16 protein-coding genes are annotated in these 14283 nt (G+C 44.2%); 6 read left to right on the forward strand and 10 right to left on the reverse strand.

The window, feature by feature from the left end; translation table 11 throughout:
• Positions 1–469: 469 nt before the first annotated feature.
• On the forward strand, positions 470–796 hold the full coding sequence (locus ACM0OZ_RS07525) for a hypothetical protein (protein ID WP_041034940.1): 327 nt from the start codon (positions 470–472) through the stop codon (positions 794–796).
• Here ACM0OZ_RS07525 and ACM0OZ_RS07530 read toward each other — a convergent pair.
• Both ACM0OZ_RS07530 and ACM0OZ_RS07535 read right to left on the reverse strand, forming a co-directional pair.
• Complete coding sequence (locus ACM0OZ_RS07530; protein WP_041034941.1) at positions 783–1016, reverse strand: hypothetical protein; 234 nt, start codon at positions 1014–1016, stop codon at positions 783–785. The genes ACM0OZ_RS07525 and ACM0OZ_RS07530 overlap by 14 nt on opposite strands.
• A 112-nt stretch (positions 1017–1128) precedes the next feature.
• Positions 1129–2985, reverse strand: a complete 1857-nt coding sequence (locus tag ACM0OZ_RS07535) for a DUF5942 domain-containing protein (RefSeq protein ID WP_414582173.1) — start codon at positions 2983–2985, stop codon at positions 1129–1131.
• 120 nt (positions 2986–3105) lie between these two features.
• On the opposite strand from ACM0OZ_RS07535, the gene ACM0OZ_RS07540 reads away from it, so the two are divergent.
• From ACM0OZ_RS07540 to ACM0OZ_RS07555, 4 genes are all read left to right on the forward strand, one after another.
• Entirely contained in the window at positions 3106–3522 is a 417-nt protein-coding gene (locus ACM0OZ_RS07540; RefSeq protein WP_414582174.1) for a hypothetical protein, read from the forward strand.
• A gap of 66 nt (positions 3523–3588) precedes the next feature.
• Entirely contained in the window at positions 3589–4422 is an 834-nt protein-coding gene (thiD, locus tag ACM0OZ_RS07545; protein ID WP_414582175.1) for a bifunctional hydroxymethylpyrimidine kinase/phosphomethylpyrimidine kinase, read from the forward strand.
• A gap of 265 nt (positions 4423–4687) precedes the next feature.
• Entirely contained in the window at positions 4688–5278 is a 591-nt protein-coding gene (locus ACM0OZ_RS07550; RefSeq protein ID WP_414582176.1) for a hypothetical protein, read from the forward strand.
• Positions 5279–5626: 348 nt separating this feature from the next.
• The gene (locus ACM0OZ_RS07555; protein WP_017749852.1) at positions 5627–5965 is read left to right on the forward strand and encodes a P-II family nitrogen regulator; all 339 of its coding nucleotides are present in this window, start codon (positions 5627–5629) and stop codon (positions 5963–5965) included.
• Between the two features lie 61 nt (positions 5966–6026).
• Here ACM0OZ_RS07555 and rdgB read toward each other — a convergent pair whose 3' ends face one another.
• From rdgB to pip, 3 genes are all read right to left on the reverse strand, one after another.
• A complete protein-coding gene (rdgB, locus tag ACM0OZ_RS07560; RefSeq protein ID WP_414582177.1) occupies positions 6027–6611 on the reverse strand; it encodes an RdgB/HAM1 family non-canonical purine NTP pyrophosphatase in 585 nt (194 codons plus the stop codon).
• A gap of 214 nt (positions 6612–6825) precedes the next feature.
• Complete coding sequence (locus tag ACM0OZ_RS07565) at positions 6826–8265, reverse strand: phosphoglucomutase/phosphomannomutase family protein (protein ID WP_414582178.1); 1440 nt, start codon at positions 8263–8265, stop codon at positions 6826–6828.
• 131 nt (positions 8266–8396) lie between these two features.
• On the reverse strand, positions 8397–9347 hold the full coding sequence (pip, locus tag ACM0OZ_RS07570; protein WP_414582179.1) for a prolyl aminopeptidase: 951 nt from the start codon (positions 9345–9347) through the stop codon (positions 8397–8399).
• Between the two features lie 181 nt (positions 9348–9528).
• Between pip and ACM0OZ_RS07575 the strand changes: the two genes are divergently transcribed.
• Positions 9529–10035 (forward strand): hypothetical protein, encoded by a 507-nt coding sequence (locus tag ACM0OZ_RS07575; protein ID WP_414582180.1) that lies wholly within the window; start codon positions 9529–9531, stop codon positions 10033–10035.
• A gap of 61 nt (positions 10036–10096) precedes the next feature.
• Here ACM0OZ_RS07575 and ACM0OZ_RS07580 read toward each other — a convergent pair whose 3' ends face one another.
• The 5 genes from ACM0OZ_RS07580 to ACM0OZ_RS07600 form a co-directional block, all read right to left on the reverse strand.
• Positions 10097–10270 carry a hypothetical protein gene (locus tag ACM0OZ_RS07580; RefSeq protein ID WP_414582182.1) on the reverse strand — a complete coding sequence of 58 codons (174 nt, stop codon included), beginning with the start codon at positions 10268–10270 and terminating at the stop codon, positions 10097–10099.
• Between the two features lie 90 nt (positions 10271–10360).
• On the reverse strand, positions 10361–10873 hold the full coding sequence (locus ACM0OZ_RS07585; protein WP_414582183.1) for a plasmid segregation centromere-binding protein ParR: 513 nt from the start codon (positions 10871–10873) through the stop codon (positions 10361–10363).
• Between the two features lie 5 nt (positions 10874–10878).
• Positions 10879–12030, reverse strand: coding sequence for a ParM/StbA family protein (locus tag ACM0OZ_RS07590; RefSeq protein WP_414582184.1), 1152 nt, complete (start codon positions 12028–12030; stop codon positions 10879–10881).
• A gap of 291 nt (positions 12031–12321) precedes the next feature.
• On the reverse strand, positions 12322–12942 hold the full coding sequence (locus ACM0OZ_RS07595) for a DedA family protein (RefSeq protein WP_414582185.1): 621 nt from the start codon (positions 12940–12942) through the stop codon (positions 12322–12324).
• Positions 12943–13184: 242 nt separating this feature from the next.
• The gene (locus ACM0OZ_RS07600; protein ID WP_414582312.1) at positions 13185–14267 is read right to left on the reverse strand and encodes a Gfo/Idh/MocA family oxidoreductase; all 1083 of its coding nucleotides are present in this window, start codon (positions 14265–14267) and stop codon (positions 13185–13187) included.
• Positions 14268–14283: the final 16 nt, after the last annotated feature.

Below are 14283 nucleotides of genomic sequence, written 5' to 3' on the forward strand. Positions count from 1 at the left end.
ATAGAACATAGTATTGGTAGATGCACCCTGATAACTGATACCCCTGGCTAGCTACTAGCTACTTGGGGTTTTTTATTTTTTACACACTATCTTACGACAATTTTCCCGCTTTTTGTCCGGAACAGCGTAGTTATTCATAGAACATAGTATTGGTAGATGCACCCTGATAACTAACGCCCCTGGCTAGCTACTAGCTACTTGGGGTTTTTTATTTTTTACACACTATCTTACGACAATTTTCCCGCTTTTTGTCCGGAACAGCGTAGTTATTCATAGAACATAGTATTGGTAGATGCACCCTGATAACTAACGCCCCTGGCTAGCTACTAGCTACTTGGGGTTTTTTATTTTGAACAAAATAACAACAGCTACAATTCTTAATATTTTTTCTATAATTTTTTGCTTTGTATACTGCTATGTTGTTGTTTGAGCCAAAAGCTAGTGTTAGTAGCTAGAGAGTTGCATATCCATGAATTTAGCTGTCATTAAGTTTTCTTCAGAAGATTGTGGTCTATGCCACAAGATGTCTTTCTATGACAAAAAGGTCGCTGAAGAACTGGGCTTGCAATTTATTGATGTGAAAATGCAGGATACAGCTACTTATCGTAAGTATCGTAAGATTCTGCTCACTCAGTATCCTGATAAATCAGAAATGGGATGGCCCACCTACATTGTTTGTGATTCGCCAGAAGGAGAATTTCAGATTTTGGGTGAGGTTAAAGGTGGTCATCCCAAAGGGGAATTTAGAAGTCGCCTGCAAGAAGTTCTGAATTCACAAGCGTCTAATCAGAACTAAGGACTTCAAAAGATTTGACTTCCAGCACTGGACCAATCATGGCAATGGTCATAACATCTTCACGCACCTGTCCAGTGACTTTTGCTTTTTGTCCTTGTTTGAGTAAGCTTTTGTCAGATTTTTTAGAGATTTCATAGGTCACACCATCATCAGTAACTAACGCCCAAGCGCCAGTACCAATGTCACGGCGTTCTACGGTACCTGTAACTGTAATGCTCATATTTAGTAACCTCCGGTGTTGAGGGGATGAGGGGGATGAGGGGGATGAGGGGGATGAGGAAGTAAATAAACAATGACTTCTTCCTTGTCTCCCCCTACTTCCACATCTCTCGTTAGGCTGGTTGTTCTTCGTTTTTGACTGCTAAACGAGCTAAACCGAAACATAGCACGGCATTAACGAGCAAGAACATACGAGCTAGGATACCACTGCCTAATCCCCAAACTGCGGGATCTGATACCGCACTTACCGCCAAACACGCTGCTACACCTAGCGATGAACCAATGGCAAACCACTTCCATTTAGGATTTCCTAGCAATAATGCCATTAAGACTAAGGGAATCAGCACGCTGGCAAACAGCGGATTAAAAGCATTTGTTCCTTGCAGGGTGTTGCCTAATTCAGGAATAGAACTGCCCAACAAGCGGAAGGGCCATTGTGGAAGGTCAAAGATAAAGATTCCTTTGAGGGGGAATAATCCTGAACTACCAGCAATCAAACCCCAAGATAAAGTCCAGCCCCAGCTGAACGGAAAGTAAACCCGTAAAAACCAAGCCAGCGCATAGGAACCGAGGATCATCAAAATCTTGGGTAACAGCGCCACAGCACCGCCATCAATCCAGAAACCGGGGTTGAGATAGCCGTTATCCCGTAACCAGCGGAAGAAATCTTGGAAACTGATTTGCCCTTGGGTAGCACGTTGTACTGCTGCATCTGCATTTAGTAGTCCAGCACCGTAATAGTTCAAACCATCATCTTGGACAGTTCGTGCTGACTGTTTAAGGACTTCGAGGATTTCATCTGGTTCTTTGACGCCAGAGGCTTTTACCAATGCAGCAACACCAGCAACGTGAGGCGCTGCCATGCTTGTACCTTGGAAGCCCATAAATACGTTTACACCCTTGTTTTCGGGGTCTATGGTTTCTTGCAGAATCTTGCCTGCATCACTGCCACCAGGGGCGGAGATATCGACTCCAGCACCAAAGTTAGAATAGGGTGCTCTTTCTCCATCTGGACCTAATGCCGAAACGCCAATAACATAGGGATAACGCGCTGGATAGGAAGCAGAATTCTGATTTTCATTACCCGCAGCGGCAATGATGACGACGCCTTTTCTATGGGCATAGTCAATCGCGTCTTTCATCAAATGGCTTTCACCGCCACCGCCCAAGCTCATATTAATCACATCTGCGCCATTATCAGCAGCAAATTTAATCGCTTCGGCAATATCGGCAACAGTCCCGCCGCCATAGTCACTAAGTACCTTGAGAGGCATCAGCTTGGCTTCGTAGGCAATACCAGCTACGCCATAGCTGTTGTTCGTGGATTGGGCGATGGTACCAGCAACGTGGGTGCCGTGTCCGTTGTCGTCGTCAGCTTTTACTGTGTCGTTGACAAAGTCGTAGCCAGGGACAAATTCTGTCTCTATGAGGTCGCGGACGCGAGTAATGCCAGTATCAATGACTGCAACCGTAATGTCTTTGCCTTTGGTTTGAGTCCACGCGCCTTCAATATTGATATTGTGCAGATTCCACTGCTTGCTGTAATAGGGGTCGTTGGGACCTTTTAATGTCGGTTTCGCTTCGTCAGCCTCTTGTGAGGGGTGCAATAATTCTGCTTCCCAAGAAACTTTACCTGGTTTTGGAATCTTGTAGATATAATTTGGCTCAATAAAATCCATTGCTTGGGCAAATGGCGACTTTTTCAGTTCTTTGAGTCGCTGTTTATCGCCCTTGATGATATAAACATTCTCCTTGGCGGAAAATTGATTATCTAATCGGGGAGTGACGTTGTACTGTTGAGCAATAGCTTGCAGATCCTGCTGCAATACCTCTTTGGGAAGATCTTCGCGGAAGTTTAGCACTATTGTCTCAAATTCGCCTTTGGTTGCCAGTCCCTGAAAATTAATAAAATTAAACAGGGCAACACCTAGCCCGATGACAAATAAGCAAAATAATATTAGCTTTCTCATCTCAAACCATTACAGCTTTTTGCCAGTTTGCTCACTACCATAACTCATACACGCGCCTTATTGGTGCGTTTAGGAGTAAACTTACAACTTTTACACAAAACTCAGGACAATTTATCAACGATGGAACGCGGTCTTTTATGGTTACCCCTGTTATTTGCATTTTTTTGGTTGGCTTGGCAAGGTTCCAAGGAGTATCAAAAAATTGAGGCATATCGCACTTGGGCGGAGCAATTTGAACGAGCTAAGTTTGATATCTATGCAGTTTTGGGTCAAAAAGGTAACAATATAACTTGGGGCAAACCAACGCCAAAAGGTCCAATTCAGCTAGAAACTTTTTCTTTGCTTGATGTCCAACAAGTTCGCCTTTTAGTAGATGACAAACCAGTAGAGATAGAACAGCCGCCACAAAAAGGTCGTACTATCGAGTTGGAATTTCTGTTTGCTGAATCTGGGAATTCAGTACGTGTTCCTTTTACAGAAATTCCCTTAGCCGCTGAATGGGGCAAGTTTTTGCACTCAAGAGTCATTAGTCATTAGTCATTAGCAATTTATTCTCATCTTCCCTGGCTTCTTCCACTTCCCTATCTCCCTTTTCCCTAAACTATGAACGCCGAAACAACACCTATGCCCGTTGCTTTAACTATCGCCGGATCTGATAGCGGTGGTGGTGCAGGTATTCAAGCCGATTTACGCACTTTTGCTTTTCACTGCGTCCACGGTACAAGCGCTATTACCTGCGTCACCGCACAAAATACTTTGGGGGTGAACCGGGTTGATGCTATGCCGCCAGAGGCTGTTGTGGCGCAAATTCGTGCGGTATATGAAGATATAGGTGTGCAAGCGGCGAAAACGGGAATGTTACTCAATCAGGAAATCATTGCCGCTGTTGCCCAACAGGTGAAGGCTTTAGAAATTCATAACTTAGTTGTCGATCCAGTGATGGTATCCCGCACGGGGGCGCAATTGATTGATGATGATGCCGTGAAAAGTCTGCGCAATCTCCTCATTCCCCTGGCAACTATCATTACACCAAACCGCTACGAAGCTCAGATTTTGAGCGGTTTACAAATTAACTGCTTAGATGATATGAGAGCAGCCGCGCAAATCATTCACCAGAATACACGGGCAAAGGTTGTTTTAGTCAAGGGTGGCGGTATGCAGGGGAGTGTGCGTGGTGTTGATATCTGGTTCGATGGGCATAAGATGGAAACTTTGACAACAAAACACGTAGATACAAAAAATTCCCATGGTACTGGTTGTACACTGTCAGCTGCGATCGCCGCTCATCTTGCACTGGGAACCGACTTGCTCACAGCAGTGCGAAAGGCAAAGGAATATGTCACTTCTGCACTCTCCTACTCTCTTGATATTGGCAAAGGACAAGGTCCTGTGGGACACTTCTTTCCACTCTTGATATCAGGGGAACGCCAGGTGTAAGCCTCTACCAAAGTCGTTCAGTAGTTACGCAAGGTGCAGAATATGCTGAACTCCTTTTCTACCTAAACTTCCAGTTAACCTCATACCTTTGGGATAAATATTCTATTATTGATTGACTTGTATCTTTTTGCCCTAAATTGTAAATTAATAATCTTTCCCCTATGCACACTTTTCCATTATTGTTGGGCATAGTTTCAGAGACTGCTAGTCTCTGATAGCAAATCCGCTTCGTTGACTTAAGTTCTATTTTGATGCTAATCCACCAATGCGAACAATCTCAGATTCTGTTCACAGCAATACACCCGTAGGAAATACCCAAGCCTATTCTCCCTCTGTACCCATCTCTGTTTATCGGGATTTGGCAACAGAGTTACATACTTCTCAAGCAAAGTTAGATAGTCTTACCGCCCAAAATCAACAACTGGTACAAGAAAATCAATTACTTCGCCAAGAAATAAAGAAAGCTGTTGAGTCTGTTTTGCGCCTGCAAAAGTTGGTTGATTCACAACCAAAGGTTAGTTCTCACACAGCTTCTCAAGCTATACCTGATGATAAATCTCAAACCAAACGACCAGTCACCCCAGTGTCTCCCAAAGAACAAGTTTTCCGTGGGCGTCCTTCCTCCGCAGAACCTTCTCCAACACCTGTCTTTCCTACAGAAATGGAAATTCCGAGTTCCATTCCCGAACCAGTGTTTATAGAAGAACAGGAAGTCAGTTATTATCCCTACAGTGAATCTGAGCCAACGCAAATTAAAGGCTGGTGGTTGATAATAGCTATCTTGTTAATTATTGTTCTAGGTTTTGGTGCTGGGTATTTGGTTGTACGCCCCTTATTGGAAAAACATAGTCGTTAGGTGAAACCATTCTCCCAGTCAATTGAGCGCAGATCACAATTCATCTTTTTTTTCAGTTAAATAAACTACGAAAAAATGATAAATTGAGCTATAAACCTCAAGTTATTACTTAAAAGACCATTCAGGTAGACAATGCTTACTAATTTGACTTTTATTTGATAAGCAGGGCATCTATCGTGATGCCATGTGCCAATTTCGTAGATATTTATTTGAGGTTGCGCTGCCTTTTTAGGCGTTACACCACTTTCAAGGCTTGTTCAAATTAAGCGCCAAAGGTTTCATCTTTGGCGTAAACGCACTGGCTTTTCAGCCTACACTTTTATAAACATAGAAGTCAGGAGACAAAAAATGAAAAAAGTAGAAGCTATTATCCGTCCCTTTAAGCTTGATGAGGTCAAAATTGCCCTAGTTAATGCTGGTATAGTTGGCATGACTGTTTCTGAAGTCCGGGGTTTTGGACGGCAGAAAGGTCAAACAGAACGCTATCGTGGTTCTGAGTACACTGTTGAGTTTTTGCAAAAACTTAAAGTGGAAATAGTTGTTGAAGACAACCAGGTTGATATGGTTGTTGACAAAATTATTGCAGCGGCTCGCACTGGTGAAATCGGTGATGGCAAAATTTTCATCTCCCCAGTTGAACAAGTTGTGCGGATTCGGACTGGGGAAAAGAATACAGAAGCAGTTTAGTCGTTAGTCGTTAGTTGTTAGTCGTTAGTCATAAACTCAACCAACAACTAACAACTCATAACTAACTATGAGTAATTTGTAAATGAGGCAACTTTTGAAGTAAGACTGCAAAAGCTTTGCCTCGATGACTAACAGAACGCTTCAATTCTGATGTCATTTCAGCAAATGTCAGTTGCATTTCGGGGACGTAAAAAATTGGATCGTAGCCGAAACCGCCACTACCACGAGGGGCATGGAGAATTTCCCCACGACAAACACCTTCTGATTCTAAAGCAATAGTACCATCTGGAGAAGCGATCGCCATTGCACAAACAAATTGCGCTTGCCGATTTGGTGTATCACCCAATTCGCTCAACAACCTGGCAATGCGATCGCTATCGGTTTTGCCATAACGTGCAGAATACACTCCAGGTGCGCCACCAAGGGCATCAACTTGCAAGCCAGAATCATCAGCGATCGCCCAATTTCCCGTTGCTTGTGCCACTTGGGATGCTTTCAAGCAGGCGTTGGCAGCAAAGGTGTCTCCCGTTTCTTCTATATCCAATTCTTCTGGTTTGAGGGTTAATTCCCAACCAGAATCAACCAGGTAAGCTTGCATTTCCTTCAACTTACCTGGATTTCCTGTGGCTACTACAAGTAATGTCATAAGTCAGTGAACAGTGAACAGTTAACAGTTAACAGTTAAGAGTGATAACTGACAACTGACAACTGATAAAGCACGTTGTTCGTGCATGAAGTACAATGCTCTTGTCTAAAAGCAAGACTAAGAGCAAATTTTACTTCTGAAGTCAGTGAACAGTGAACAGTTAACAGTTAACTGTGATAACTGACAACTGATAACTGATAACTGATAACTGATATTACTCTGCCCAGTCTTTCGCCCAAGCTAGAGTTTGATGCACTTGCTCTAGTGTAGGGGCTTCGCAGTACAAGCGTAAAACGGGTTCGGTACCGCTGAAACGAATCATTAACCAACTTTGATCTGCTAGGCGGAACTTGTAGCCGTCAATTGTTTGGCAATCAATGACTGCTTTTCCTGCTATTTCTGTTAAAGGTTGGCTTTGCAGTTGTTGCAAAAGACGCGATCGCACTTCCATACTCGCAAGGGGTAAATCGATGCGATCGTATGCGGAAGTGAAACCTGTTTGTTCTTGCAAGTGGCGATAATAATCACCTAAATCCAGCCCAGATTCCACGATAGCTTCTAGTACATACAATGCCGACAGAAGTGCATCCCGTTCCGGAATGTGGCTTCCGTAGCCAATTCCTCCCGACTCTTCGCCGCCCAACAACACCTGTGTTTCTAGCATTCTGTCAGCGATGTATTTATAACCTACGGGTGTTTCAAAAATCGACAAGTTGTGCAATGCTGCTACGCGAGGCATCAAGTCAGAACCACTCACAGTTTTGACGATTTCACCCTGAAAGCCGCGCCGTAACGTCAAGTGGTCGATTAATATTGGGATTAAGATTTGTGAACTTAGGAAGTTACCTTGTTTATCAACAGCGGCAATGCGATCGCTGTCTCCATCAAACACCAAAGCCACCGTTAAACCTGCTTGATTGGTTTCTCGGTGATTTCGCATCACCTCAAATAGATGCGAAAGATATTTAGGTAGTGGTTCGGGTGCGCCGCCACCAAACAGGGGATCGCGATTGCTGTTAATTTCTTTAACCTCATTGCCGAGTAGCATCGCCAGTCCGCCAGCAGCAGCGCCGTGCATCACATCGGCAAATACCGTGAGTTTACCTGTGCTTATCGCATCGCGGATTTTCGCTATATTGACTTTGCCTTCTAAACCTTCACAATAACTGCGCCAAGGGTTAAATATCTCTATCTTGCCTGGGATTGACGCGGGGGGTAGTGCCTCTGCTGATAAAAGTGCTTCTATTTGTTGAGTGACTTCTGGCGGTACGGAACCACCAAAAGCGCTTTTGACTTTTAAGCCCAAATATTTACCAGGATTGTGACTAGCAGTAATAACCAATGCGCCTAAAGCATTTTGTTGCTTTGCCGCCCAACTAAAAGCTGGGGTTGGGGCAAAGGTATCTGTCAGCAGTACATCAAACCCAGCCGCTGAGACAACCTCAGCAACTTTACGAGCAAAGTCTTCTGCCATAAATCGTCTGTCGTGTCCGACAACGATTGTCCGGCTGCCTACTTTTTCTCCATATGTATTAAGTAACACTTTTGCGGCAAGTGGAGCGACCAAGGCTACACGTTCAAATGTGAACTCATCGCCTATCACACCACGCCAGCCATCTGTACCAAACTTGATTGAGTTAGCTGCTACTGGCATTGAGGTATCCCTACTTCCTAACTGAGGATTCTAGCATTCACACAGGGCACCCGGTAAAAAAGGCATCTAGTATACAAAATGTAACAGTAATACCACGCTATTGATGACACCTTAGCAAACGAGTATGTTCCCTACTTACTTAATGCAAACTTATCTGTTGCCTCAATCAAAGCAGTGCGAATTCCTGGTTCACTCATCGAATGTCCAGCATCAGGAACAACAACAAATTCTGCTTCCTGCCAAGCACGATGTAATTCCCAAGCTGATATCATTGGACAAACGACATCGTAACGCCCTTGAACAATCACAGCAGGAATATGGCGGATGTGGTCAACATTTAAAAGTAATTGATTTTCTGTTTCAAAGAATCCCTTATTCACAAAGTAATGACACTCAATTCGCGCAAATGCTTCCGCAAAGTCATTCTCGCCAAACTTTTGGATAAGTTGTGTATCTGGAAACAATCGACTTGTACTAGCTTCCCAAATTGACCAAGCACGCGCTGCTTCTAACCTAATTTGTGAATCTGGACTGGTCAACCGTTTGTAATAAGCTGTGAGCAAATCGTCACGTTCAGCTCTTGGAATTGGTTTTAAATATTCTTCCCAAGTATCAGGAAAAATATAGCTAGCCCCCTCTTGGTAGAACCAGCGCAATTCTTTTTGCCTCAACATGAATATGCCGCGTAGAATCAGCCCCGTGCATGAAGTGGGATGAGTTTGACTGTAGGCTAATGATAAAGTACTGCCCCAACTGCCCCCGAATACTACCCACTTTTCTATCCCTAAATGCGATCGCAGCTTTTCAATATCACCGACCAAATCCCAAGTGGTGTTCTCGCGCAGTTCCGCATGAGGTGTACTTTGACCGCAACCGCGTTGGTCAAACATCACCAGACGCCATTTTTCTGGATGGAAATATTGTCGATAAAAAGGCGGACATCCACCACCAGGTCCTCCATGTAGCAAAACAATTGGCTTACCTTGCGGGTTGCCTGACTCTTCAAAATGAATCGTGTGGAGGTGGGAAACCTTAAGATTGCCTTTTTTGTAAGGTTCGATGGGTGGGTAAAGTTCTCGCATTGTGCCTATTTTATCGCCTTGGTTGGGAAAATTGTATAACAAATGACTTTGGCATAGGTTATTTTTGAGGCGATGGCGCAGAGCGCCCCTGAGTCCTATGCCTACGGTACCCTAGAGCGGCGTTAGCGCAAGTTCCTCCGGAGGAGGCACGGACACGCTACGCTTTGGCTGCGCCTGCGCTTTGCGCTTACGCGATCGCATTGTAGATGTACCAGGAAACAGGCGATTATGTCATTCTCAACCAGCGCTTACTGAGTATCTCATCGATACACCAAGACTAGCAGAGGATGATATAGAGTGTGATAAAAAGTACCTAGATTTGATAAAAGCTAGTGTTGATTTCACTAAAATTGACGTATTGATTTATATTTCACGGCTAGATGAAACACGATTTCGTCCTGACGAAAAGCGAACAATATGTCTTTTGACTGAAAAATTAGGAGCATTGATTTGGAATAAAGCTTGGCTAATATTTACTTTTGCGGCATCTGTACCTAATGAAAGTCGTCATGAGGTTTCAATTAATAGAAAGGAGCAAATTGAGAACTTTGTGAAAGCCATTACATCAGAGTATGGACTAAATCCGCCCTTTCAAGGGTTTCAGGTTAAGTTGCGAGTTGATAATACTTCAAAATGTTGGGCTTCAAAAAGTATTCCAATCATGTCAGTCTTAACCAAAGTAAGCTGATTCTAATCTCTTAGGGACTTCCAAATTAAAAAATATCCAACTTTTCTTGTGGGATGGGCTTCTAGCCCGTCCTAGAAACTGGAGGGAACCAGGATGCCATTGGTGTCAATTTAAGCCAAAACTCTTCTAAAATCTCGTTTCCAGGTGGAACCTGGAAATGCCCTTGAGGCGGCTCTGCCACAAGTAAGGCAGGCAGAGCCTCCCAATGGTATTCCCAGCCTCTGACTGGGAACAAGGCAAATTCACAAACATTAAACCTCCTTAACAGGAATTCCCGTTAAGGAGGTTTGACAGCAGCGAAACACTTTTACACCCTGAAATTTCCTTAGAAATCATCCAGAAATTGACTAATGCGGCTGATAACTGGGTCAACTTCAGCAGGAGGAGTCGCAGCAGCATTAGTAGGAGTAGAAGTATTATTTATAACTTCTAGCACTGGTGCAGGTTGGGGTGTTGGAGGGGGACTGGTTGATACATGATTGACCATGATAGCCAGTTGAGCCACTTGTTGACTAAGTTGCATCAGATGGTGTTCCATCATCTCCAACCGATTAGATTCCTTGGCAAAAAAACGTTCCTCAAGGTCAGCTATCTGACTTCTTAAGTCAGCAATTTGTTGTTCCACCCCTGGTGTTACTGTTGCTGCTGGTGGTTTTGGGGCTGGTCGTACAGATTCCGGTACGCACAAAGATTGCCATAAGGCTTCTTTACAGAGGTCGCTGAAAGTCTTTTGGGGATCTTTTTCCAAATGACTTTCGACGAGAGCTAACAGGCTTTCGTCAGCCACCCCTGGCTCGAACGAAACGGATTTAACGACTTTTTTTGACCATTGGAACATCAGTCTTAAGCTCTAGCGCGAGCGGAGGATAACTGTGCTTCTCCATAAATGTACTGCCCCAAAGCGTTTGCTTGCCGGGACGGTGAAGCTAGATGGGCATTAATTTTTGCTTCTTTGAGCAAGCGCTGAACATCTTCCCAGAAGAATTCTCCACCTCCTCCGGTGAGAATCACATCGGTAACGCGCTCTGGTAGCCATGCTAGCACGCGGTTACAGATTTCGCGAGAAAACATTTCTATGAGATTGGGGAGAAAATCATCCAGATTGGTGGGCTTACTGGCACCTCTAGGACGGTAGAAGCGATCGCTCTTGGGTCGGTTGACTGCGGCAATCAAAGAGAGAGATTGGCTATCTGCTCCCTCTATTTCGGCAGCAACCAGCTCATAAAACTTGCTCATACCAAAGTCTTCACTCTTGGAAGCACCTCGGGCAAAGCGGAAGTTATCAACCATCAAACAATCGGTCGTTTGATGTCCAATATCCACAATCGCCACAGAGACTTTCGTGAAATCGGGTAGTGCTGCGCCTTTTTTAGGTTGAGCCTCAGTCCAAAGCAAGCTGCCATAGCCTTCTGGCATCACCCAAACCTTGGTAACGTTCAGCGATACGGCTTCACCACGAAAATTCATCACATGAGGACCGCTCAGTTGGCTAATGAGCTGTGCTTTTTCCTTTTCAAATTGTTCTTGAGAAAGGTAAGGCAGACCCAGGATCACAGAGACCTCATCCTTGAGTTTAAAGTAGCCAGCGCAAGCCAAGACTTTTACCAATGCGTGTTCAACTTTAGATTGACCCACACCTAGGTTAGCCCCAAAATCTGCTGCGAGTTGACCAACAGCATATCCACTGCCTTGATATTCCAGCCACAAATCCATTAATGGGTCAGTAGCACGCGCTTCAAAAACACCCCCGCGCACCTGTTCCATTGACATTTCTTTGACGTTGGCAGACACGAACACCACATTGTTAGGCTCGCGGCTAATACAAGTTTTGGTGGAAGTTCTACCTAAGTCAACACTAAGAATCTTTTTTCCCGCACCGCCACCAACTGCTTGAGGAGGAGCGGCATTTATTGGGGTAGATGCCGAAACTCTATCTCTATTCATTGGGATAGCAGCGGCATTCATCGGAGTGGCGGCAGAAGGTTGGTCTGTCATGAAAGCTCCTAGTACTTACTTAGCTATAACAAGTTATCATGCCCATCTTACATAAAGGCGTGTATCAGAAAACCTTTATTGCGTCAACTGTACCAAGAAATATACAAACAATAACTTAGTTGTTGAGCAAAGCGCGATCGCCCCCAAGGGCGCGGCGCTTTGCGCCATCGCGCATGATTTTGGCTCTTTACCATAAAATAGTAAAGCAGGAGCGAGAGTGACATCGGTGATAACGCTTTGTTTTACCCAAAAAACGCTTGTTTTTCTGCGTTCGTTGGCGACAAGGTTTTTTTACTTTCTCCTGTTTTTTCGCCTCCGCTTCATCACCCAAACAACAAATGCCAGGACGAGAACTGCAAGCACAATTTTAGATACAGGAGCCAGGTACTTGTCCACTAGTTCATACTGACTACCCAACGCGTACCCTGCGTATGTTAGCAAACCAACCCATGCAGCGCTACCTAGAGTTGAGTAAATTAAAAATGGGAGCAAGTGCATATTGCTTATGCCTGCGGGAACCGAAATTAAAGTGCGGACTCCTGGTACAAGACGACCAATAAAAACTGCTTTGCCACCTTGCTGGTCAAACCACCGCTTTGCCTTCGTGATATCTTTGCTAGAGATACTCAACCACTTACCATATTTGTCAGCCCACGCTCGCAAGCGCTTTTCCCCCAAAATTTTACCGGGGTAGTACCAAACAAGTGCGCCTAGTACAGAACCGAGTAGTCCGGCAAAAAAGACTCCTATGACATTAAGTTTAGCCCCTGGCAGATTTGATGTATATCCTGCCAAGGGCATTATCAGTTCTGAAGGAATGGGAGGAAATAGGTTTTCGAGGAACATGAGAAAGGCGATTCCCCAATAGCCTAGGGATTCGATAATCTGTTTTATCCAATCCGTATCTATCATTAAGTCATTCCTGAAGTTACTACAGAAGTTTGTTGCTAAGTTATAGTTATTACTATATTAAATAAGCATTATCCGATACTTTTTCACTAATCTTGTTAAAAGAAACACTTTATAAAACGAATAGGGAACAAGGTATAGGTTGCACAAGAGAGGTGACAGGTTGTAGGTCACAAAAAAGTTTTCTTTTCTTGTCCCCTACAATCTATCCCTTTCTCCCGTTATGTACCCTATTCCTTATACCCTTAAACAGTAGGTGTCAATGATTGCACTCTTGTTGGTTCAGATTGCCAATCTAATGGGTTCCAAACACGGTCTTCTAGAGCCATTTGCTCGATTAAACTTGCCAATCTTAGGGCTTTGAGCGCTTGTTCACCACCGACGGAAGGTTGATTCCCACCGCGCACGCAGTTGACAAAATGCTCCAATTCTGCACCTAGTTTGTCAGTGTTGCTCGTACAAACTCTTTCAATCACACCATCCTGCTTGTACAATGCTTGTCGGTAGTCATTGGTATGTCGGTGAACCAAAATTTCATTTCTGAGAAAATCTGCTTCAGTAAACGAGTTTTTACAATGGGCAACAATGCGGCGGATTTTGCAGTGGGTAATTTTGCTGGCAGTCACAGTAGCAACAATACCATTGGCAAATCCCAAGGTAGCAGTCACATAATCTAAATAACCAGAGTCCAAAGTGCGATTACCACTAGCTGTTAACTTCTCTACTGGTGCTCCGGCTAATTCCAAAAGTAGGTCAATGTCGTGAATCATTAAATCCAAGACAACTGAGACATCGTTTGCCCGACTTGAGTACGGACTCATGCGATGTGCCTCTAGCGCCAGCACTTCTTCAGTTTTCAACACCTTGCTCAATTCTTGAAATGCTGGACTAAACCGTTCTATATGACCTACTTGTAGGATACATCCAGTTTCGGCAGCAGCATTTACTAGCGATTCTGCTTCAGATATACTTGCTGCAATTGGCTTTTCAATCAAAACATGAATTCCTGCCAAAAGACAGTTAATGCCCACGGCGTAATGCAAGCGGGTAGGGACAGCAACGCAAACTGCGTCTACATGAGGCAGCAGGTCGCAATAATCTTCAAAAAAGCGGACTTTATATTTGCTAGCAGTTTCCAACCCTCGCTCGACATTAATATCTGCTACACCGACCAGTTCAACGTCTTTCATCGAACTCAATACGCGGACATGATGCTGTCCCATATTACCCACCCCAATCACGCCTATGCGGATCGGTCGTGGATGGTTGCGCTGTACTTGACCATTTTGTTCCCCTACTGACAACATGCTTCTATTTTGCACTCTTATTCACTCCTCAACCACC

Origin of the sequence: Scytonema sp. PCC 10023, assembly GCF_963920835.1 — a bacterium.
Lineage (GTDB): Bacteria > Cyanobacteriota > Cyanobacteriia > Cyanobacteriales > Nostocaceae > Kalymmatonema.